The following is a 21,360-nucleotide window of genomic DNA, read 5'->3' as shown; positions in this document are numbered from 1 at the left end:
ATGGCGCATCTGGTACTTGTCGAGACCACCCCCACAGCCGGTTTCAAGATTGCCCAGGAGGCCGTGGCGCTCGGCCACGACGTCACCTTCGTCGCCGAGTCGCTCGACCCCTACCTCGCGGCCGAGGGCGGCGAGGAGGCGCTGGCGGTGGTCACCCGGAAGATCACCGGGATCACCACCGCCGACGCCGGAAGCCTGCTCGACGCGGTCGAGCGGCTCCACCGCGAGCACCCCGTCCACGGCGTGCTCGCCCTCAGCGAGGGCCACCTCCCCGCGATCGCGGAGGTCGCCCACGCCCTCGGTCTGTCTTTTGAAACACCGGCGACGACGAAGCGGTTGCGCGACAAGCACGAGGTGCGCCGCCTCCTCGACGGGGCCGGCGTTCCCCAGCCCGCGTTCCGCCGGGCGCTGACCGCCGACGAGGCCGTCGCCGCCGCCGAGGAGCTGGGCTACCCGGTCGTGGTCAAGCCCACCGACGGCTTCGGTTCCGTGCGCGTCGGCGTCGCCGAGGGCCCCGGCGAGGTGGCCGGGCTTGCCGAGGCGATCATCGGCACCCGCGCCTACGGCCGCGGCATCGCCGGCCGCGGCGTCGTCCTGCTGGAGCGCTACGTTCCGGGCCCGGTGGTCAGCTGCGAGATGCTCAGCGCCGACGGCGAGCACCACCCCTACGGCTGCGTGGACAAGATGCTCAGCCCGCCGCCGTACCCCGTCGAGCTGGGCGGCTGCTTCCCCGCCGAGCTCCCCGACGACGTCCGCGACGCGGTCGTACGGGTCTGCGCCCAGGCGCTGGACGCCGTCGGCGTCCGGCACGCGCACACCCACACCGAGGTGGTCCTGGGCCCCGACGGGCCGCAGATCATCGAGATCAACGGCCGGCTCATCGGCGGCTACGTGCCCACGATGATGAACTACGTCCTGGGCCGGAACGTCTACCACGACGTCATCGACCTCGCCCTGGGCAGGAGCCCCCGGCCGTCCCCGGTGCGGGGCGTGGGCTGCATCCGCGCCCTCACCGCCCCCGCCACCGGTGTGCTCGCCGGCATCGACGCGGAGGCCGCCCGGCACAGCCCGGGCGTCGCCGAGGTCATGCTGCACGCCCGCCCCGGCCGGCGGGTCCGGCCCGCCCGGGACAACTTCGACCGGCTCGGCTTCCTCATCACCACCGGCGCGACGGCCGCCGAGGCCCGGGCCGCCGCCGAGGCGGCGCACGACCGCGCCGAGGTCCGCGTGACGCCGGAGGACGGCGGGGCGCGGGAGACGGACACGGCCCCGGTGAGCACCGAGGCTCCGGAGGGGGCGGTGAGCTGATGCGCGCACTGTGTGTCGTCGGCAGTCCCAGCCGGCACTCCCACACCAGGGCTCTCGTCCAGCACGTCGCCGACCTGCTCGAACAGCGCGGCTTCGCGATCACGCTCGTCGACCTCGCCGAGCACATGCTCCCCACCAGCCACCCCGACCACTACTGGAGCAGCACCCCGCACCCCGTGGCTGAGGCCCGCGCGTTCCTCGCGGCCGCGCACGACTGCGACGCGATCGTGCTCGGCACGCCCGTGTACCACGCGGGGTACTCCGGCCTGCTGAAGAACGCGCTGGACTTGCTGCCGTACGACGCCTTCGACGGCAAGGCCGTGGGCCTGGTCGCCAACGCGGGCGGTCCGCGCGGCTCCGCCGGCGCGTGCGAGCAACTGCGGCAGGTGGTCAAGGCGCTGGGCGGCTGGCCCGTCCCGGCGCAGGTCAGCACGGTGTCGTCGGACTTCGCCCCCGGTGCCGACACCCGGCCCGCGCTCGATGTGGCCGGCCCGGTGCACTCCCGGTGCGCCGGAATGGCCGACCAGTTGGCCGCCTTCACCCGGGCCATGCGCCCGGGCGCCGAGGGGGCGGTCGCGTGAGCGCCTCCCCGCGCCGGGCGCCGGACGGCGCGCCCCACTCCGTACCGGACGGCACTCCCGACGCCGCCGCGGCCCGTATGCCCGGCCGCGCGCCCGGCCGTCCGCCCCTGCGCCCGGCGGCGGACCGTACGCCGGGCGGCACCCTCGGCCGTATGCGCGAGGACCTGCGGGTCGTCGTCGAGCGCGACCCGGCCGTACGCGGCCGCGGCGAGGCGCTGCTCGCCCCGCACCTGCCGGCGCTGTGGCTGCACCGCGTCGCCTCGGGGCTGTACGAGCGGGACCGCCGGGTGACCGCCAGGGTGCTGTCCCTGGTCGGCCGGTTCCTCTCCGGCGGTGTCGACATCCATCCCGGGGCACGGGTCGGACGGCGGCTGTTCATCGATCACGGCGCGGCCGTCGTGATCGGCGAGGACGCCGTCATCGGCGACGACGTGACGCTCTACCACCAGGTGACCATCGGCGCGCTGGGCTGGTGGCGCGACCGGCGCAGGCCGCCGGGGGAACGGCGGCACCCGACGATCGGCGACCGCGTCGTGGTCGGCGCCAACGCCTCCGTCCTCGGCCCGGTACGGGTCGGCGACGACAGCCTCGTCGGCGCCCACTCCCTGGTGACGACCGACGTGCCGGCCGGGAGCCGGGTGTGGGCCCCCAGGAGCCAGGTGCAGCAGAAGGAGCGGCCCGCCGTCGTACCGGCGGCGGGACCGGAAGCGACAACGGAGAAGAGGAGCGCGTGACGAGCAGCAGCACAGGCGTCGGCGGCGAGGCGACCGTGGCCCCCGGCTACCGCCGGGTTTTGAAGGACGCCTTCGTCCGCCGGTACGAGGACGGCGCAGACTCGTGGAGCGAGGAGCCCGCGATGCGGCTGCTGGTGCCGATGCTCACCGCCGGGCTGGCGGCGGACAGCAGGGTCATCGACATCGGCGCCGGCCGCGGCAGGGACGCCGAGGCGCTGCTAGCGGCGGGCCACCGCGTCACCGTCGTCGACCTGGTGCGCCTGACCGACTGGGACCGCATCGCCGGACAGTGGGGGGACAGGGTCGACTTCGCGGTCGGCGACTTCACCGAGCTGCGGGGCGAGGATCGCACCGCGTACGACGCCGCGGTGGACAACGGCGTCCTGCACCACCAGGACCCGGCCGACTACCCGGCCTACCTCGCGGGTGTCCGGGAGCGGCTGCGTCCGGGCGGGACGCTGGCCATCAGCCTCTTCACCACCGCCGAGGAACTCGCCGAGGGCGTGCTGAACCGCGCCGACGACGGGCGGCTCTCGCGCTGGTTCAACGAGCAGGAGGCCACCGAGCTGCTGTCCGCCGCCGGGTTCACCGTGACGGAGACACGGCTGGTGCGGCGCGAACTCGCCGGTCTGGCCTATCTGCTGGTGCTGGCGCGGCGCAGCGACGTCTGAGGGTTGTCGGGGTTGTCACAGGCAATGAACGAATCACCGAAGGGGCGCGGGCACGGGACCGCCGCCACGGCCGCCGCTCCGGCCGCGCCCGCCACGTCCGGTGACGGGCGGATGTTCGCCTCGCTGCGGGTGCGGAACTACCGCTACTTCTTCATCGGTCAGTTCCTCTCCAATTCCGGTACCTGGATGCAGTTCGTCGCCCAGGACTGGCTGGTCTTCCACCTGACCGGCAGTACGTTCGCGGTGGGCGTCACCACGGCCCTGCAGTTCCTCCCGGTGCTGCTCTTCGGCCTCTTCGGCGGCGTGGTCGCCGACCGCTACCCGAAGCGGCGCATCCTGATCGCCACGCAGAGCGCGATGGGCGTCTTCGCGGCGGCGCTGGCGGTGCTCACGCTCACCGACGTCGTCAGGGTCGGGCACGTCTACGCGTTCGCGTTCCTGCTCGGTCTCATGAACACCTTCACCAATCCCGCGATCCAGACGTTCGTGGTGGAGATGGTCGGCCCGGACCGGCTCGGCAACGCCGTCAGTCTGGGCGCGGTGAACTTCCAGAGCGCCCGGTTGCTCGGTCCCGCCGTGGCCGGCCCGCTGATCGCGGCGATCGGCAGCGGCTGGGCGTTCGCGGTCAACGCCCTGTCGTACGGCGCGGTGCTGATCTCGCTGCTGGCCGTACGCACCGCCGAACTGCGTCCGTCCCGCCCGCAGCCGCGCGAGAAGGGGCAGATACGGGCCGGCCTGCGGCACGTCCGGGAGCACCCGAAGCTGCTGTGGCCAATCGTCCTCGTGGGCTTCGTCTGCACCTTCGGTCTCAACTTCCCGACCCTGCTGTCGGGCTTCGCGTACACCGTCTTCCACGGCGGTGCGAAGGAATACGGCTGGCTGACCACGGCCATCGGGGTGGGCGCGCTGGGTGGCGCCCTGCTGTCGGCGCGCCGGCGCCGCAACGGCCGTCCGTGGCTCCTGGTGGCCACCGCGGCCGGTTTCGGCGCGCTGGAGGCGGTGAGCGCGCTGGCGCCCCGGCTGTGGGCGTTCGCGCTCGCCCTGGTGCTCGTCGGGCTCCTCAGTGTCGTCTTCAGCACCATGGCCAACGCTCTGGTGCAGCTGGAGACCGACCCCGCGATGCGCGGGCGCGTCATGGGTCTGTACATGCTGGTCTACACGGGCGGCACCCCGGTCGGGGGACCGCTGGTCGGCTGGGTGGTCGAGCACTACGGCGCCCGCACCGGCATCGTCGTCTGCGGCGGCGTGGCGGCGCTGGCCGCCGGAGTGTTCGGCCTGGCGCTGCTGCGACGCGGGGAGCGCCCGGTCACGGCGTGAGGACGGGGGCGGCGGCGGTCGCGTGCTGGGTGAGGTCGTCGCCGCCGGTGAAGTCGTCGACGAGCGTGAAGAACGCGTCCGACCGCTCGAAGAACGCCACGTGCCCCGTGTCGAGTTCGGCGTAGGAGCTGCCGGGCAGCGCGGCGTGGAGGGCGCGGCTGTGTTCCACGGGGACGGTGGCGTCCTGGGCGCAGCCGACGACCAGGGTCGTCGCCCTGACGCGGGGCAGCAGGTCGCGGATGTCGACGCGCGCGTCGAGGTCGACGTGGCGCAGGGTGCCGGGGGTGGGCGGCATGTTCCGGGTCATGGCCTCGACCTGTTCGCGGCCGATGGCGTTGAGGAAGCCGCGGCTGAAGCCGGTCATGGTGACGAACCGGCCGAACGCCTCGCCGTCCGTGGTGCCCAGCCGCTGCCACAGGGCGAAGGTGTTGCGGAGGAACTCGTCGCCCTCGGTGTGCGCCCAGCCGGCGACGAGGACGAGCCGGCGCACCAGGTCGGGCCGCAGGGCGGCGACCGCCGTGACGACCGGGGAGCCCATGGAGAAGCCCAGCAGGTCGACGGGGCCGGTCCCGGCGTCCTCGATGACGGCGACGACCTGGGCCGCCAGCCCCTCGACGGTCAGCGGGCCGCCGTCGTCGGTGGTGTTCTCGGTGCCGGAGAGGTCCGGGGTGATGACGGTGCGGTCGTGGGCGAAGCGCGGGGCGATCTGCCCCCAGGTGAGCCCGGCGCCGGTGGATCCGGTGCCGTGGACGAGGACGAGCGCGGGCCGGTCGGTGGGCGTGGCGGGGCCGGTGATCCCGTAGTGGACGCGGGCGTCGGCGACAGTGACGATGGGCATGCGGAACTCCTGTGGGCGAGTGTGGTGAGGGCCGCTCCGGTCCGGCGGTTCTCCTCGGTGCGATCACCACTCTGCTGCCGCGTTCCGGGGGGCGGGAGAGCCTTGTCGACCCTGGGACCGGCGATCCCTGGTTCACGGCTGACCGGTCGGCGAAGATCATCCGCATGATGATCGACCGCCCCGCGCTCGCCGACTTCCTCCGCCGTTCCCGCGACCGCGTACGCCCCCAGGACGTGGGCCTGCCCGCCGGCCCCCGCCGCCGTACGCCCGGCCTGCGCCGGGAGGAGGTCGCCCAGCTGGCCGGGATGTCGGCCGACTACTACATCCGGCTCGAACAGGCCCGCGGCCCGCAGCCGTCGCCCCAGATGCTCGGGGCCCTCGCCCACGCGCTGCGCCTGAACGCCGACGAACGGGACCACCTCCACCTCCTCGCCGGCCACCGCCCGCCCGCGGCCCGCGCCACCGGCGACCACGTCGCCCCCGGCCTGCTCCACCTCCTCGACCAGCTCCCCACGACCCCCGCCCAGATCCTCAGCGACCTCGGCGACGTCCTGGCCCAGAACGCGGTGGCCCGTTCCCTCCTCGGCGGCGTCTGCACGGTGTCCGAGCACGGCCGCAACATCGTCTGGCGCTGGTTCACCGACCCGGCCGTCCGCGCCGCCTACCCGCCCGATGAGCACGACCACTACAGCCGCCTGCACACCGCCGACCTCCGCGCGGCGGTCGGCCGCCGCGCCGGCGACCCGGCCGCGACCCGCCTGGTGGCACGACTCGCCGAGGCCAGCGAGGAGTTCCGCGCCCTGTGGGACCTCCACGAGGTCGCCGTCCGCCGGCACACCCGGATGCGCGTCCTCCACCCGGTGGTCGGCCCCGTCGACCTCGACTGCCAGGTCCTCCTGGCCCCGGAGGGCGACCAGCGCCTGGTCCTCCTCACCCCACCCCCGGGCACGGACACGGCCGACCGCCTGGCGCTCCTCCGCGTGGTGGGCACGGAACAGTTCACTCCGGCGGCGGGGTGAGGGGCTCTGGCCTCAGAGCTGGGTCACGTGGGCGAGGACATGGGTGTGGAAGCGGTTCACGGCCTCGTCGACACTGCGGATGAAGCCGGATTCCGCGGTACCGCGCGTGCTCCCCATGCTCTTGAGCAGCGACAGCCTGAATCCCGTGATCCGGGCGCCGTCCTTCGGCAACAGCTCGGCCGGCTCCGGACGCAGGCGCTCCAGTGTGCTGCGGGGCCCGCGCTGCCCGTCGAGAAGCGTCTCGACATGGAGATCGGCCGGCGCTTCGGCGAGCCGGCGGATCAGACGCTTGGCCAGGGAGAGCGGATAGCCCTGTCCTGGCGCGGCGATCTCCATGGAGGTGCGCAGCTTCCCCGTCCGCAGGTCGGCGGTGAGCGCGAGCATGCCCGGGGAACCGTCGATGCGCAGCTCCGCCGAGAGACGCCCCTCTTCGCACAGATGGACGGCGGCGGCGACCCGGCGCGCGTGCGCGTCGGTGCCGCGCCCGGCCCGCTGGACGGGCAGCACCTTCTGCCCCAGCTCGCCGCCCAGTCGCAGGCAGACCTGGCGGATGAGCCGCTCCCAGCTCTCGACGACCTCGACGGCGCGGGGGTCGCTCTGGGCGAGCGTATCGGTCTCGATGCCGTTGCGCACGGGAACCCACGCCGGGCCCATGTTCTGGAAGCCGTGACAGCCCGAGTTCTCGTGCTGGAGGTAGTGCAGCAGTTCTTGCAGGAGCCAGGCGTGGGCCGCGTTGCCGACGCCCTCGTGCCGTATCAACATCTGCGCCTGGTGGGCGACCTCCGCCCAGGACAGGTGCCACAGGCCGACCTTGTGCTTGCGCCGTCCGTCCGTCTTGACGTCGACCAGAGGGGTGCCGTCCAGCGCCACGTCGTTGGACACGGTGATGACGGCCTCGTAGCGGCGGCGGGCGGCGATGTCCATGTAGTCCTGGACCTGCTCGGCCTTCAGGGAGTTGCCGTTGGTCTTCGTCTCGACCAGGGCGGTCCACAGCTTGCCGGCGCGCTCCACCATGATGACGCCGTCGGGCCGCTTGGGTGTGTCTCCGTGCGGCAGGGAGACCTCGGTGAAGGTCTGCATCCGCCCCGCCGGCACGCCGAACGCCGCGGTCAGTCGACGCCCGAACTCGGGGACCTGGGCCATCACTGACAGCAGGACGGACGTCGCACGCGTCTCCCGTTCCCGGTCGCTCTTGAGGGAAGGCGCGGGAAACAGACGGGCCTCGCGCCACGAGTCGTTCTCGGCGAGCGACTTCTTGGCGACCTTGGGCAGGATGATCTTCTTCTTGGCGGTACGGGGACGACGGCGGGCGGGAGGCACCGTTGGGGCCGGGTCGGCCATGACGGCGGGCGATGCGGCTTGCGGCTCGGCTTGATGCCGAGCCGGGTCCGGTGCCGGTTCGAGTCGCTTCTCCGGTACGGAGACGGTGCCGCCGGGCGCGCTGTCGTCGCCGACGGGGGCGGCAGCCCTGTCGTCGCCCCGGGGGCCCTCCGCGCTGTCGGTCCGGGGGCTCTCATCGCGCTCGTCGTCGACATCCACGCCGAAGTCGGTCGCCAGGCCGGCCAGACCGCTGCGGTAGCCCTGTCCGACGGCGCGGAACTTCCAGTCGCCGTTTCGTCGGTAGAGCTCGCCGAAGATGAACGCGCTCTCCTCGCCGGCGTCGAGGATGGAGAATCCCAGCACGTTCTCGCCGAGACGGTCCGCGAGCGTCAGCCGCAGACCGTCGAGGTCGCCGAAAGTGCCGTCGTACCGGCTGGCCGCCACGACGACGCACGCGACGTTCTCGGGCACCGCCGTGAGGTCGAGGCTGATGCGGTCCTCGCTACCGTCATCGTTCGGCATCTTGCCGAGCAACTGGACGCTTCCGTCGGCCGCTTCGGTGTTGTTGTAGTAGAAGAAGTCACCGTCGCCACGGACCTTGCCGTCGGTGTCCAGCAGCAGGACGGACACGTCCGCGTCCCCGTCCCCCGCCGCGCTGCTCCAGCTCAGGCTGACGAGCACGGAGCCGGCGTCCTCGCTCAGGGCCGACAGGGCGACGTTGGCGCCCTTCACCATCTCGTGCATGTACCCCCCAGGTGCACAGACGCGCCCGGACGCCGCGCACGGCACGCGGTGCGACTGCTCATGCTGATCTGTCGTGCCACACCGGTGTGGTGCACACGAAGTGAACCTTAGCCCTGCGAAAGGGCGTTGCGCGGGTGGCTGTGCGAAGCCGGGGAAACCTGCCCTGACCTCGTATGCCGGTGCGAGTGTCAGTGGTGGGTGCGAGCATCGGATGAAGTCGGCTCTCGCCTGGGGAACGTGAGCTTGCCCGGCGAGGGCTCCGGACGGGGTCTCGAGGCAGGGGGTGGGGCATGGTCTGCGAAGGGTGCGGCGGTCCGTACGCCGGGTGGTTCGGGGAGCCCGGGGGCATCGGGGCGGCGCTCGGCGGCTCGTGCGAATGCGGCGGTGGTGTCTCGCGGTTCAGCCGTGAGCCGGTGCTCGTGGGGGAGGTGCTGGGGGCCGCGACCGCTGCGCTGTGGCGCTCCCGTCGGACACGCGGGGTGGTGCCGTACGACCGGGGGTCGTTCTAGGGCGCGTCCTCGCGCGGTGCCAGCAGGCGGTCCAAGACGCGGCGGGTGCGGTCGGGGGCCGTCGGGTCGCCGAGAAGATATCGGCCGTCACCGACTGGACCGATCGCAGCACCTGTGTCCTGCTCGGCGACGGTGCCGGGGCGGCCGTCGTCAGCGCCGCCCCGGAGGAGGGCGTCGGGCCCGTCGTATGGGGCTCCGACCCCACGCGCGGTGACGACGTCCGTCTGGCAGACGACTGGCACCCCCACTTCGCCCAGGAGGGTCAGACCGTCTTCCGCTGGGCCACCACCGCACTCCCCGGCATCGCCCGCGAGGCCTGCCGCCGCGCCGGCGTCGCGCCGGCCGACCTGGCCGGCGTGGTGCCCCACCGGGCCAACCTGCGCATCGTCGAGACCATCGTGGGCCGGCTCGGCCTGCCGGAGACGGTGGTGATCGCCAAGGACGTCGTCGACTCCGGCAACACCTCCGCCGCCTCCGTCCCCCTCACCCTCTCCAAGCTGACCGGGAACGGCGAACTCCCCTCCGGCGGCCCGGTGCCGCTCCTGGCCTTCGGCGGCGGGCCTGTCCTGGGCAGGCCAGGTCATCACCTGCCCGTGACGGCGGGGCCGCCGCTCCCGCCGGTTCTCCTCGCCAGCGCGAGCAGGCCGCAGAGCGCTGCCATCGGAACCGTCATCAGCAGGGTCACCGCGGTCACCCCGAGGCCGCTTCCCTCGCCCAGGAGGGTGCCGGTGAGGAGGGAGAGCACCATGTTGTTCCCGGCATGGGCCAGGCTCACCGGCCAGACGCTCCCGCAGCGCACGGAGATCCGTACGAGAAGCACCTCCTGGAACTGGAAGGACACCGTCCAGACCAGCAGTCCGACGAGCAGGCCGGGGAGCCCGCCGGGGAATTCGACGTACCCCACGAAGGCCAGCGGGAAATGCCAGACGGCCCATACGAGCCCCGTGGCCACCGTCGATTTCATCGGGCTCCCCGCGAACATCCGGGGACGCAGATAGCCGGTCCAGCCGAATTCCTCGCCACCGTAGAGCGGCGTGAGGAGCGGGGTGACCACCATGAGCAGCAGGACGAATTCCCAGACGGGCAGACCGCCGGAAAGTTCCTCCAGCGGGGAGAGGCCGGGCGTCCACAGCCCCAGCGCCGCCGCCAGCCCCACGGAAGCGCCCGCGAGGACCAGCGGGCCGAGCCACGCGGCGAGGTAGTACGGCCAGCCGGCGCGGAGACGGAGCCGCAGGCCGGCGTCGGTGAAGCCCTCCCGCGTGACCCAGCGGCGCACCACGATCGCGGCGAGAGCGGGCATGACGGCGAAAGGCAGCTGCGGCAGGGGATCGGCGAGCGAGACCCCCCACACGTCATGGACGGCGAAGAGGTAGATCCAGCTGGTCGGGAAACAGAGGGAGATGAACGCGATCACACCTCTGCGCTCGACCCTTTCCTTCCCTGTTCTCCCGTGCCTCGGCGTCGCCGTCACGGCATCCGTCGCCATGAACCCACCCCCGCTTTCCCGCTGTTGTCCGAAACGATCGCCGGAAAGCTTCGTCCGCCCCGTTCACCGGCACATCCCGTGCGGGAGGGAATCCGTATCTGGCTCGCGCGAGGGAGGTGCCGGGTACGGCGTCGCTGCGAGACTCCCGACGTGCCATCGCCGATACGACGACTCGTAGATCCGCTCACGCGTCCGTTGACCCGCGCCGACACCTACAAGGGCTGGTTGTTCGCCCTCCTCGGCGTGCTCCTCGGGACCCTGACCCTTCCCGTGGCGGCGCTGGTCGCCGCCGCGACCCCCGACGACTGGCCGGGGCCGCTCCGCACGGGCGTCCTCCTGGCCGCCTCGGCCGTGCTCGCGGCGGCCGCCGGCTGCCCGCGCGCCGCCCGCCGCGGCTCCGTACGTCTGGCCAACCGCCTGCTCGGTACGGCCCTTCCCGCCCCGGTCGATTCCGCGGAGCCCGCGCGCCGGCCGAACCGGGCCCGTACGGCCGCCTGGCTGGTGCTCCACATGCTGGCGGGCGGCGTCGTGGCGACCGTGACGGCCCTCGCGCTGGTGACGGCCGTCCCGCTGCTCGCCGTCTGGGCGAAGGGCGGCTCCCGGATCACCCTGCTCGCCCCTGTCGATGTCGCGGGCGGCCCCGAAGGCGCCTGGACGGTGCCGGTGGCGCTCGTCCTCGTGGCCCTGGCCTGCTACGCCACCGCGGCCACGACGGCGCTCCTGCGGCTCGTCGCGCCCGCTCTGCTGGGCCACCGGCCCGACGAGCGCCTCGTCGTGCTGGAGGAGCGGATGCGGCGGATGGCGGGGCGTGACCGGCTGGCCCAGGAGTTGCACGACTCGATCGGGCACACGCTCACGGCGTCCACGATCCAGGCGGCGGTGGCGCGCGAGCTCATGGACACCGACCCGGCCGCCGCGCGCCGCGCCCTCACCGGGCTGGAGGAGGTGTCCCGGGCCGCCATGGACGACCTCGACCACGTGCTCGGCATCCTCCGGGAGGAACGGGCCCCGACGGCCCCGCCGTACGCGCTCACCGACCTCCCGGCCCTGGTGGACCGTGTCCGCCGCACGGGCGCGGACGTCCGCGCCGACATCCGCGCCGACATCCGCGGCGGCGACCTGACGGCCGTCCCCGCGACCGTCTCCCGCGAGGCCTACCGCATCGTCCAGGAGGGCCTGACGAACGCGCTGCGGTACGGCGACGGGGCGCCGCTCGGCCTGCGGGTGGCCGTCACGGCGGCCGGCCTGGAGCTGGAGATCTCCAACGGGACCGCGGCCGGCGCGCCCCGCCTCGCACGCCGCTCCCGGCGGCGGGGACAGGGCGTCGCGGGCATCGTGGAGCGCGTCGAGCTCCTGCGCGGCGAGGTCTCCGCGGGCCCGGCCCCCGACGGCACCGGCTGGCTGCTGACCGTCCGCATCCCTCTACCGTCGTCCGCATGACCGCGACCGCGCCGCCCACCCCCGGGAGCACGCCCGAAACCGTGCCCGTGACCGTTCTCGTCGCCGACGACGACGAGCTGACCCGTACCGGCCTGCGCACCCTGCTGTCGCTGCAACCGGGCATCAGTGTCGTCGGCGAGGCGGCCGACGGCGACCAGGCCGTCGAGCTCGCCGCCGACCTCCGGCCCGACGTGGTCCTGATGGACGTCCGCATGCCCGGCACGAACGGCATCGAGGCCACCCGGCGCCTGCGGACCGCCTTCCCGGAGCCGCCGAAGGTCGTCGTGATCACGACCTTCGAGAACGACGAGTACGTCTACGACGCGCTGCGCGCCGGTGCCGCGGGCTTCGTCCTCAAGCGCTCGCCCTCCGCGCAGATCGCCCAGGCCGTGCGCCTCGTCGCGACGACGGACTCGGTGCTCTTCCCGGAAGCCGTCCGCAAGCTCGCCGCGACCCGCTCCACCGCGCCGCTCCGCCCTCCGCGCGGCGCCCCGGGCCTCACGGACCGCGAGCTGGAGATCCTCCGGCTCATGGCGCGCGGCCTGTCCAACCCGGACATCGCCCGCGAGCTGGTCGTCAGCCTGGAGACCGTGAAGACCCACGTCAGCAACGTGCTGGGCAAGCTCGCGGCCCGCAACCGCACCCAGGCGGTGATCCTCGCCTACGAATACGGCCACGTCGTCGCGGGCACGGGCCCCGGCGTCACGGCCTGAGGACGCGGCGGATGCCTACCCCGGGTCGGCGGGCTCCTCGCGCAGGCGGACGGCGAGGGCGGCGATGTCGTCGTCCAGGCCCCGGCTGCTGTAGCGGATGAGGTCGTGGTGGAGCGTGTCGAGAAGGTCGCGGGGGCCGGCCGGGGACTGGCGGCGCATCCAGTCCGCCAGCGGGAAGAACTGGCCGGAGCGGTTGCGGGCCTCCGAGACGCCGTCGGTGTAGATGAGCAGATGGTCGCCGGGGCCGAAGCCGGCGGTGTCGATCGTGTAGTGCCCGCCGATGAGCTCCGCGAGGTCGAGGGGCGGGGAGGGGGCGCTGGGCTCCAGGACGCGGAGGCCGTCGTCGTTCAGCAGCAGGGGCGGCGGATGTCCGCAGTTGAGGACTCTGATCTCGCCGTCTTCGTGGGGGATCTCGACGAGCAGGGCGGTGGCGAAGCGCTCGATCAGGTCCTCGGGGGGATACGCGCTGGTGTAGCGGGCGCTGCTGGCCTCCAGGCGGCGGGCGATGCGGTCCAGGGTGGGCTCGTCGTGGGCCGCCTCGCGGAAGGAGTTGACCACGGCGGCGGCCTCGCCCACCGCCGGCAGGCCCTTGCCCCGTACGTCGCCGATGAGCAGCCGGACCCCGTACAGGGTGTCGGCCACCTCGTAGAAGTCGCCGCCGATGCGGGCCTCCGCCGCGGCGGCCAGGTACAGGGCCTCGATCTCGACGCCCCGGAAGCGGCGTGGCATCGGGCTCAGGACCACCTGCTGCGCCGCGTCGGCGACGAGGCGGACCTGGAAGAGCATCTGTTCCCGCTGGAGCCGCACATGGCTTCCGTAGGCGGCCGCCACCGTGACCGCGATGATCCCCGCTCCGGTGTACCAGGTGCCCAGGTCGGGGAAGAGGACGCCGAGGCCGATCATGAGTAGCAGGCAGACCGTCCCCAGTAGGACGGTGGGCAGCACGGGCCACATGGCGGCGGCGAGTGCCGGCGCCGCGGGCAGGAGGCGGCTGAAGGCCATGCTCCTGGGCGTGGTGTACGCCAGGCCGGCGATCACCACGGTCAGGATCACCGGCGACAGCAGGGCGAACGACCACCGGCCGCGGGGACGACGACGGGGCCGCTGCCGTCCAGGCTTGATCACAAGGCTTAGCGTATAGGGACAATATGGACACGGCCTCTCGGTCGGTCCGTCCTTGGCGGCCGCGACGCGACGAAGGCCCGGACCGCTGTCACGGTCCGGGCCTTCCGCCGGCGGAGGATACGAGATTCGAACTCGTGAGGGTCGCCCCCACGCGCTTTCCGGGCGTGCGCCCGTCCGGGGGCGATCGTGCGGGCCCTGACCTGCGGCGGAGCGAGCTGCCGGCTGGGCTCTGAACGGGGCTGTACGAGGGTGAACGGGGCTGTACGAGTCTGAACGGGGCTGTACGAGGGTGAACGCGACCAGGACTGCGACCACGGCGGGTTGTACTCCGTGACGGACGCGCTGGGTCAGGCGGACCTGGCGGTGGCGCGGACGCCGAAGTGGACGTAGCGGGTGCCGTCGGGGAGGGCGTAGAAGACGACGGGGATCCAGGCGTCCTTCTCGTTGCGGCGGCCGGCGAAGACGGTCTTGGCGGGGGTGTCGGAGACCGGCGTGAGGTGCCAGACGAGCGGGTCGAAGGTGCCGGCGAGGCCTTCGACGCCCTCGTAGCGCAGATCCAGTACGCCCTCTCCCTCGGTGCGGGCGGTGATGGTCATGAGGAAGCCCTCCCGCTTGTAGCTGCCGGTGAAGGGCGCCGTGTCGACGGCCGGGGGGTTCTCGGCGGGCCCGAACGCGGGCATGGTGACTCCGGCGAGTTCGGCGCTCAATTCGCGGCAGAGCGCCTCGTGGACCTTCGGTGCGGCGCCTCCGCCGTTGGTGAGCAGGGCGATGGCGAGGCCCTTCTCGGGGATGGCCCGCAGGTAGGCGAGTTGGCCGAAGGTGCTGCCGTCGTGGCCGAAGCCGCGCACGCCGTCCCATTCGAACAGGCCCCAGCCGAGGCCCCAGTGGGCTCCGAGGAACCACTGGTCGGGCATCTCGACCTCGCGGGTGAGCATCGCCTCCACGGCCGCGGCGGAGAGTACCCGGGTGTCGTCCGGTGCGGTTCCGCCGTCGATGAACAGCCGGGCGAAGCGGACCACGTCGGCCGCGGTGGCGCTGATGCCGCCGTACGGTCCGGCGGAGCGGAGCAGCATGTTCCACAGTGGGGTGGGCGTCGGGTCCTCGCCGGGCTCGCCCATGTGCCCCATCGCGGCGCGGAAGCGCAGCACCTCCTCGGGCAGCGTCATGGTCTGCCGGAGCCCGAGCGGGTCGCAGATCAGATCCTTGAGCGCCTCGTCCCAGGTCAGGCCGGTGATCACCTCGACGATCCGGCCGAGGACGTTGTAGGCGGTGCTGGAGTAGGACATGGTGGCGCCGGGCGGGTTGGTGAGGCCGATGACGCGCGTGCCGTCGATGTAGCGGGCCAGGCAGTCGTCGCCACGTCCCGTGTCGTTCACGTAGTCGCCCTCGATCCCGCTGGTGTGGTTGAGGAGTTGACGTGGCGTGATGGTGCGGGCGGCCTCGGCGTCGGCGAGGGTGAAGTCCGGCAGGATCTCCGTGACGCCGGTGCCGGTGTGCACAGGTGGCGCGATGGGCGCGCCACCTTTTCGAACGTCGTTTGAAACGATCTCGACGCGATCCCGGTTCCCGTCATTCGAGCCTGGCCGCGAAGCCGGCGCAGAGCAGGTGGACGCTCTGCGTGAACTTCTCGTCCTGGCTCTGGCGCGGGATCAGCGGGCCCATGAGCAGGGGGAACCGCTCGCACAGCTCGGCGTAGTGCTCGGCGGTGACGGTTGGCGGGGTGGCGGTCCGGCTCTGCTCCTGGAGGACGAAGCCGGTGATGTGGCTGAGCAGGGTGTCGGCGGCGATGCCGCAGTGGGCGGCGGGCAGGCCGGCGTCGAGGAGGGTGCGCAGCAGCCGTTCCATCAGGGAGAGGCCGCCGGTGCTGAGTACGCCAGGGCCCTCGGCGAGAAGGTGGGCACCGCCGGGGTGCTGCTTGATTTCGAGGCGCAGGGTGTTGGCCTGGGCCTCGATGCGGTCCTGCCAGTCGGCGGTGGGCGGGAGGGCGGCCAGGGCTTCGGTGCCCGCGTCGTAGGCCCGGTGGCAGACCCGGTCGGCCATCAGGGCGAGCAGCTCGTCCTTGCCTCGTACGTGGTAGTAGAGGCTGCCGGCGTGGGCGTCGAGGCGGTCGGCGACCTGGCGCATGGACAGGTTCTGGTAGCCGACCTCGGCGAAGACGGCCATGCCCGCGTCGACGATGCGGTCCTTGGAGAGCTTCATGCGGTCCACCGTACAAGATTTTCAAACGCTGTTTGAAAGCTGTGCTAGCTTTGCGTCGTCAGGTTTTCGAACGGCGTTTGAAATGCCGGAACCCGGGGGGAGTGGCGGGCATGGAGGCGATCCTCTTCAACGTGACCACGGCCGCGCTGATGGTCATGATGGTCAACTGCGGGCTCGGCGTGGTCGGCCGTGACACCCTGCGAGGGCGGCCGGTCCCGTGGGCGGCGGCCGTCCTGGCCGCGCTCGCCGTCGGCGGCGTGCTGCTGCAGCTCGTCTGGTCCGGAGCCATGGACGCGCTCGACGGCGACCCGTCGAAGTCCGGCTGGTGGCGTGAGTTCACCTCGGTGTTCATGCAGAACGGTGGCCTCTTCGGCGGGCTGTGGAACCTCGCCACCCTCGCCGCCGTCGCCGTGCTCGCCCAGTGGTACTGGGGCGGCCCGCTCACCCTCGGCTTCTTCCTCGCCGGCATCCTGCTGCCCGGTCGCATCGACAGCCTGCTGGGCTTCGGTGACGGCCCCAGCGCTGACCCCCGCAACTTCGCCGGCAGCTCCGGCGCCACCTACTTCCTCGGCGCCACCCTCGCCCTCGCCTTCCTCACCCGCACCCGCCTCCCCAAGGAGCTCGCCCTGGCGGTCGGCGTCCCGGTGCTGGGCCTCGCGATGTGGCTCGCCCAGGAGAACGGTCACGGGTTGGTGTCCGTCTACGGGTTCGCCCTCGCGGCGTTGGTGTGGGCGGTCCGCCACCGCGTGGTCCGCCCGGAGCCCGGGCGAGCGGCCTGACCCGCGGCCGTCCGGCGGCCGCTCGTAGCACGACGGGAACGCGACTGCGACCACGGAACGCCGAAGGCCCCGGCCGGTTTCCCGGTCGGGGCCTTCGGTTCGTGCCCGGTGAGGCACTGGCGGAGGATACGAGATTCGAACTCGTGAGGGGTTGCCCCCAACACGCTTTCCAAGCGTGCGCCCTAGGCCTCTAGGCGAATCCTCCGCCGCAAACAATACAAGACGTCGGGGGGTGCTCGCGAACGCCTTCCGCGGAGGTGGTGGAGGCGGCGCGAGCACCGCCCCGGATCGGCTAGGATGGAGGCAAGCCCCTCACGTGGCGCTATCTCACCCAACTCCCCCAGGGCCGGAAGGCAGCAAGGGTAAGTGGGCTCTGGCGGGTGCGTGAGGGGCCCTTGTGTTTCCCGGGGCGTTCCCCCGCGAGCGAGGCCCCGGGAAGTGTGAGCGAGACCACTTGTCAGTGGGGCCCGATATCGTCGTAGGTGTGTCGTCCCTCGCGCTCTACCGCCGCTACCGCCCCGAGTCCTTCGCCGAGGTCATCGGGCAGGAGCATGTCACCACCCCGTTGCAGCAGGCGCTGCGCAACAACAGGGTCAATCACGCGTACCTGTTCAGCGGGCCGCGCGGCTGTGGCAAGACGACCAGCGCGCGCATCCTCGCGCGCTGCCTGAACTGCGAGAAGGGGCCGACGCCCACCCCCTGCGGCGAGTGCCAGTCGTGCCAGGACCTGGCGCGCAACGGCCGGGGTTCGATCGACGTCATCGAGATCGACGCCGCCTCGCACGGTGGCGTGGACGACGCCCGTGAGCTGCGCGAGAAGGCCTTCTTCGGCCCCGCCAGCAGCCGCTACAAGATCTACATCATCGACGAGGCCCACATGGTCACCTCGGCGGGCTTCAACGCCCTGCTGAAGGTGGTCGAGGAGCCGCCGGAGCACCTGAAGTTCATCTTCGCCACCACGGAGCCCGAGAAGGTCATCGGGACGATCCGGTCGCGTACGCACCACTACCCCTTCCGCCTCGTCCCCCCGGGCACGCTGCGTGAGTACCTGGGCGAGGTGTGCGAGCGCGAGGCGATCCCCGTCGAGGACGGCGTGCTGCCGCTCGTCGTGCGCGCCGGCGCCGGCTCCGTGCGTGACTCCATGTCCGTCATGGACCAGCTCCTCGCCGGCGCCGCCGAGGACGGTGTGACATACGCCATGGCGACGTCCCTCCTCGGGTACACGGACGGCTCGCTCCTCGACTCCGTCGTCGACGCCTTCGCCGCGGGCGACGGCGCGGCCGCCTTCGAGGTCGTCGACCGGGTCATCGAGGGCGGCAACGACCCCCGCCGGTTCGTGGCCGACCTCCTGGAGCGGCTGCGCGACCTCGTGATCCTCGCCGCCGTCCCCGACGCCGCCGAGAAGGGCCTCATCGACGCCCCTGTGGACGTCGTGGAGCGCATGCAGGCGCAGGCCTCCGTCTTCGGCGCCGGGGAGCTCAGCCGGGCCGCCGACCTCGTCAACGAGGGCCTGACGGAGATGCGCGGCGCCACCTCGCCGCGGCTCCAGCTGGAACTGATCTGCGCGCGGGTGCTGCTGCCGGCCGCCTTCGACGACGAGCGCTCGGTGCGCGCCCGCCTCGACCGGCTGGAGCGCGGCGGCATCGTGGCCGCGCCTCCCGGCGGCCCCGCCATGGGGTACGTGCCCGGGCCCGAGGGCCACGCCCCGGCCGCCGCCGGGATGCCCGGTGCCGGTCTGTCCGGGCCCGCCGCGGCCCGTGCCGCCGTCGGCCCCGCCGCCGGCGCCCCCGCCGCGCCCCCGGCCGCCCCGGCCCCGGTTCAGGCCCAGCCCCCGGCCGCCCCGGCCCCGGCGCAAGCCCCCGCTCCCGCCCCCGTCCAGCCTCCGCAGGCCCCGCCGGCCGCCCCCGCTCCCGCCGCCCCGGCTCCCGCCGCCCCGGCCCCGGCCGTGGGCGCCTGGCCCACCGCGGCCGCCCCGGGCGGCCAGGCCCCCGCGGCCCCGCGGGCCGGCGCCTGGCCGACCGCCGCCACGGCCCCGCAGCCCGCCGCGGCGCCGGCCCCGGCCGCGCCCGGCGCCGGCGTACCGCAGGGCGCGCCCGCCGCGCAGGTCCAGGGCGACGCCACGCAGGCGCGCCAGCTGTGGCCGAACATCCTGGAGGCGGTCAAGAACCGCCGCCGCTTCACCTGGATCCTGCTGAGCCAGAACGCCCAGGTCGCCGCCTGCGACGGCGCCACCCTGCAGGTCGGCTTCTCCAACGCCGGCGCGCGCGACAGCTTCGCCAACAGCGGCAGCGAGGAGGTCCTGCGCCAGGCTCTCGGCGACCTCGGCCTCCCGTGGAGGACCGAGCTGATCGTCGACCCCTCCGGCGGCGCGGGCGGTGGCTCACCGTCCGCCGGCGGTTTCGGCGGTGGCGGGTACGGCGGTGGCGCGGCGGCCTCCTACGCCCGCCCCCAGGCCGCCCCGGCGTCGCCCCAGGCGTACGCCCCGGCGGCTCCCCAGCCCGCCGCGGCGGCTCCGGGCGCCCCCGCGCCCGCCCAGGAGCCCCGCCAGGCCCCGCCCGGCCCCTCCGTGCCTCCCGCGCCTCCGGCGCAGCAGTACCGGGAGCCGGAGCCGCCGCCCGTCCCCCTCGAGGACGACGTCCCCGCCGAGGACGACCCCGACCTCGTCGACAGCGCCCTGAGCGGCCACGACCTCATCGTGCGCGAGCTGGGGGCGACGGTGATCGAGGAGATCGCCAACGAATGACCCGCGGCGGTGCGCCCGTCTCCTTCCCACGGTGTAGGGCGCGCCGCGCGGTGAGCACGTAGGCTCGGGCTACCGAAGCATTCAGTCGTCGACAGCCAGGAGCGACCCGTGATCCCCGGTGGTGGCCAGCCCAACATGCAGCAGCTGCTCAAGCAGGCCCAGAAGATGCAGCAGGATCTCGCCGTGGCCCAGGAGGAGCTGGCGCGCACGCTCGTCGAGGGATCGGCCGGCGGCGGCCTGGTGAAGGCCACTGTCAGCGGTGCCGGCGAGCTCAAGGGCCTGGCGATCGACCCCAAGGCGGTGGACCCCGAGGACACCGAGACCCTCGCGGACCTCGTCCTCGCCGCCGTGCGCGACGCCAACGCGACCGCCCAGCAGCTGCAGGAGCGGAAGCTCGGCCCGCTCGCCCAGGGCCTGGGCGGCGGCAGCGGCATCCCCGGCCTGCCGTTCTGAGGCCGTACGCCTGACAGACATCCGTACGCAGCCCCTCGCACACGGAGCGCGCGTACGACAACCGCAGAAGCAGAAGGAGAACCCGATCCGTGTATGAAGGCGTGGTCCAGGACCTGATCGACGAGCTGGGCAGGCTGCCCGGCGTCGGTCCCAAGAGCGCCCAGCGGATCGCCTTCCACATCCTCCAGGCGGAGCCGGCCGACGTCCGCCGGCTCGCCCACGCGCTGACCGAGGTCAAGGCGAAGGTCCGCTTCTGCGCGGTCTGCGGCAACGTGGCGCAGGAGGAGCGGTGCCGGGTCTGCCAGGACCCGCGCCGCGACCCCTCCGTCATCTGTGTCGTCGAGGAGTCCAAGGACGTCGTCGCGATCGAGCGGACGCGAGAGTTCCGCGGCCGCTACCACGTACTGGGCGGGGCGATCAGCCCCATCGAGGGCGTCGGCCCGGACGACCTGCGCATCCGCGAGCTGCTCGCGCGGCTCGCGGACGGCACGGTCACCGAGCTGATCCTGGCCACCGACCCCAACCTGGAGGGCGAGGCCACGGCCACGTACCTCGCGCGCATGGTGAAGCCCATGGGGATGAAGGTCACACGGCTGGCCAGTGGCCTGCCCGTGGGTGGGGATCTTGAATATGCCGACGAGGTCACGCTCGGGCGTGCCTTCGAAGGGAGAAGACTGCTCGATGTCTGACGCAACGCTGCACGACTCCAAGCGCGATCCCGGCGACTTCGTCGTTTCGGTCGCGGACTCGATCGAGAGCTTCATCGTGGCCGTCACCGAGGTGTCACGCGGCGACGAGCCCGACAGCGCGGTCCCCTTCCTGCTGCTGGAGGTCTCGCAGCTCCTCCTCACCGGCGGCCGGCTGGGTGCCCACGAGGACTTCGTCCCCGACGAGCGCTACGAGCCGGACGTCGGCCCCGAGCCGGACGTCGACGAGCTGCGCGAGCGGTTCGCGACCCTGCTCGACCCGGTCGACGTCTACTCCGAGGTCTTCGACCCCTATGTGCCGCGCAGCGCGCCCGTGGCGTCGCGCATCTCCGACGACCTCGCCGACATCATCACCGACCTGCGGCACGGCATGGCCCACTACCGCGACGGCCGCGTCAACGAGGCCCTGTGGTGGTGGCAGTTCTCCTACCTCTCCAACTGGGGCCCCACCGCCTCGGCGTGCCTGCGCGCCCTGCAGTCGCTCGTGGCGCACGTACGGCTGGACCAGCCGCTGGACGAGCTCGACGGGCTCGACACGGACACCGACGTCACGGCCGACGAGCAGCTGGCCGAGGAGGCGGGACGCGTCATGGCGGCGGAGATCGGCGGCCCGCTGGGCCTGCGGGCCAAGGCACCGGGCGCCCAGCCGCGCGCCTGACCGCCGGGGGCGGGTC

Annotated in this window: 19 protein-coding genes, 1 tRNA gene, 1 other RNA gene and 1 pseudogene; 15 read left to right on the top strand and 7 right to left on the bottom strand. The window is 73.1% G+C overall.

Annotated features, from left to right (window positions below; genetic code table 11):
* The 5 genes from AC07BS_RS14585 to AC07BS_RS14565 are packed head-to-tail and all read left to right on the top strand — an operon-like array spanning position 1 to position 4,611.
* Complete coding sequence (locus AC07BS_RS14585) at positions 1-1,308, top strand: ATP-grasp domain-containing protein (RefSeq protein ID WP_478932343.1); 1,308 nt, start codon at positions 1-3, stop codon at positions 1,306-1,308.
* Complete coding sequence (locus AC07BS_RS14580) at positions 1,308-1,889, top strand: NADPH-dependent FMN reductase (RefSeq protein ID WP_478645485.1); 582 nt, start codon at positions 1,308-1,310, stop codon at positions 1,887-1,889. The genes AC07BS_RS14585 and AC07BS_RS14580 overlap by 1 nt, the downstream gene beginning before the upstream one ends.
* A complete protein-coding gene (gene epsC, locus AC07BS_RS14575; RefSeq protein ID WP_478932340.1) occupies positions 1,886-2,623 on the top strand; it encodes a serine O-acetyltransferase EpsC in 738 nt (245 codons plus the stop codon). Before AC07BS_RS14580 ends, epsC begins: the two co-directional genes overlap by 4 nt.
* Entirely contained in the window at positions 2,620-3,294 is a 675-nt protein-coding gene (locus AC07BS_RS14570; protein ID WP_478932338.1) for a class I SAM-dependent methyltransferase, read from the top strand. The genes epsC and AC07BS_RS14570 overlap by 4 nt, the downstream gene beginning before the upstream one ends.
* A 24-nt stretch (positions 3,295-3,318) precedes the next feature.
* The gene (locus AC07BS_RS14565; RefSeq protein WP_478932336.1) at positions 3,319-4,611 is read left to right on the top strand and encodes an MFS transporter; all 1,293 of its coding nucleotides are present in this window, start codon (positions 3,319-3,321) and stop codon (positions 4,609-4,611) included.
* Here AC07BS_RS14565 and AC07BS_RS14560 read toward each other — a convergent pair.
* Positions 4,601-5,449 carry an alpha/beta fold hydrolase gene (locus AC07BS_RS14560; protein WP_478645496.1) on the bottom strand — a complete coding sequence of 283 codons (849 nt, stop codon included), beginning with the start codon at positions 5,447-5,449 and terminating at the stop codon, positions 4,601-4,603. The genes AC07BS_RS14565 and AC07BS_RS14560 overlap by 11 nt on opposite strands.
* Before the next feature lie 164 nt (positions 5,450-5,613).
* Between AC07BS_RS14560 and AC07BS_RS14555 the strand changes: the two genes are divergently transcribed.
* A complete protein-coding gene (locus tag AC07BS_RS14555) occupies positions 5,614-6,468 on the top strand; it encodes a helix-turn-helix transcriptional regulator (RefSeq protein WP_478932334.1) in 855 nt (284 codons plus the stop codon).
* A 12-nt stretch (positions 6,469-6,480) separates the two neighbouring features.
* Here the strand turns inward: AC07BS_RS14555 and AC07BS_RS14550 are convergent, their stop codons facing one another.
* A complete protein-coding gene (locus tag AC07BS_RS14550; protein WP_478932374.1) occupies positions 6,481-8,523 on the bottom strand; it encodes a TerD family protein in 2,043 nt (680 codons plus the stop codon).
* A 586-nt stretch (positions 8,524-9,109) separates the two neighbouring features.
* Between AC07BS_RS14550 and AC07BS_RS14545 the strand changes: the two are divergent.
* A pseudogene (locus AC07BS_RS14545) lies at positions 9,110-9,638 on the top strand (3-oxoacyl-[acyl-carrier-protein] synthase III C-terminal domain-containing protein); the annotation flags it as partial.
* Here AC07BS_RS14545 and AC07BS_RS14540 read toward each other — a convergent pair.
* Positions 9,625-10,455, bottom strand: coding sequence for a CPBP family intramembrane glutamic endopeptidase (locus AC07BS_RS14540; RefSeq protein WP_478932332.1), 831 nt, complete (start codon positions 10,453-10,455; stop codon positions 9,625-9,627). The pseudogene AC07BS_RS14545 and the gene AC07BS_RS14540 sit on opposite strands and share 14 nt — an antisense overlap.
* A gap of 267 nt (positions 10,456-10,722) precedes the next feature.
* Here AC07BS_RS14540 and AC07BS_RS14535 point away from each other — a divergent pair, with 267 nt between their 5' ends.
* Positions 10,723-11,967, top strand: a complete 1,245-nt coding sequence (locus AC07BS_RS14535; RefSeq protein WP_478932330.1) for a sensor histidine kinase — start codon at positions 10,723-10,725, stop codon at positions 11,965-11,967.
* Positions 11,964-12,680, top strand: coding sequence for a response regulator (locus AC07BS_RS14530; RefSeq protein ID WP_478932328.1), 717 nt, complete (start codon positions 11,964-11,966; stop codon positions 12,678-12,680). The genes AC07BS_RS14535 and AC07BS_RS14530 overlap by 4 nt, the downstream gene beginning before the upstream one ends.
* Positions 12,681-12,695: 15 nt before the next feature.
* On the opposite strand, the gene AC07BS_RS14525 is transcribed toward AC07BS_RS14530, so the two are convergent.
* The 3 genes from AC07BS_RS14525 to AC07BS_RS14515 form a co-directional block, all read right to left on the bottom strand.
* The gene (locus AC07BS_RS14525) at positions 12,696-13,805 is read right to left on the bottom strand and encodes a PP2C family protein-serine/threonine phosphatase (RefSeq protein WP_478645511.1); all 1,110 of its coding nucleotides are present in this window, start codon (positions 13,803-13,805) and stop codon (positions 12,696-12,698) included.
* 347 nt (positions 13,806-14,152) lie between these two features.
* Positions 14,153-15,304: a serine hydrolase domain-containing protein gene (locus AC07BS_RS14520; RefSeq protein WP_478932326.1), complete on the bottom strand. Its 1,152-nt coding sequence runs from the start codon at positions 15,302-15,304 to the stop codon at positions 14,153-14,155.
* A gap of 70 nt (positions 15,305-15,374) precedes the next feature.
* Entirely contained in the window at positions 15,375-16,004 is a 630-nt protein-coding gene (locus tag AC07BS_RS14515; RefSeq protein ID WP_478932324.1) for a TetR/AcrR family transcriptional regulator, read from the bottom strand.
* A 110-nt stretch (positions 16,005-16,114) separates the two neighbouring features.
* On the opposite strand from AC07BS_RS14515, the gene AC07BS_RS14510 reads away from it, so the two are divergent.
* Complete coding sequence (locus tag AC07BS_RS14510; protein ID WP_478645519.1) at positions 16,115-16,783, top strand: hypothetical protein; 669 nt, start codon at positions 16,115-16,117, stop codon at positions 16,781-16,783.
* 117 nt (positions 16,784-16,900) lie between these two features.
* On the opposite strand, the gene AC07BS_RS14505 is transcribed toward AC07BS_RS14510, so the two are convergent.
* Positions 16,901-16,988, bottom strand: a tRNA-Ser gene (locus AC07BS_RS14505).
* A gap of 99 nt (positions 16,989-17,087) precedes the next feature.
* Here AC07BS_RS14505 and ffs point away from each other — a divergent pair.
* The 5 genes from ffs (at position 17,088) to AC07BS_RS14480 (ending at position 21,344) form a co-directional block, all read left to right on the top strand.
* An RNA gene (gene ffs / locus AC07BS_RS14500) (signal recognition particle sRNA small type) lies at positions 17,088-17,182 on the top strand.
* A gap of 85 nt (positions 17,183-17,267) precedes the next feature.
* Complete coding sequence (locus AC07BS_RS14495) at positions 17,268-19,526, top strand: DNA polymerase III subunit gamma and tau (RefSeq protein WP_478932321.1); 2,259 nt, start codon at positions 17,268-17,270, stop codon at positions 19,524-19,526.
* Positions 19,527-19,634: 108 nt separating this feature from the next.
* Positions 19,635-19,979: a YbaB/EbfC family nucleoid-associated protein gene (locus tag AC07BS_RS14490; RefSeq protein ID WP_478645525.1), complete on the top strand. Its 345-nt coding sequence runs from the start codon at positions 19,635-19,637 to the stop codon at positions 19,977-19,979.
* An 89-nt stretch (positions 19,980-20,068) separates the two neighbouring features.
* A complete protein-coding gene (gene recR, locus AC07BS_RS14485; RefSeq protein WP_368434589.1) occupies positions 20,069-20,668 on the top strand; it encodes a recombination mediator RecR in 600 nt (199 codons plus the stop codon).
* Complete coding sequence (locus AC07BS_RS14480; protein WP_478645528.1) at positions 20,661-21,344, top strand: DUF5063 domain-containing protein; 684 nt, start codon at positions 20,661-20,663, stop codon at positions 21,342-21,344. Before recR ends, AC07BS_RS14480 begins: the two co-directional genes overlap by 8 nt.
* Positions 21,345-21,360 lie beyond the last annotated feature (16 nt).

The organism is Streptomyces sp. NPDC044063 (assembly GCF_056434285.1).
This window is presented reverse-complemented; position numbering and strand designations above follow the sequence as displayed.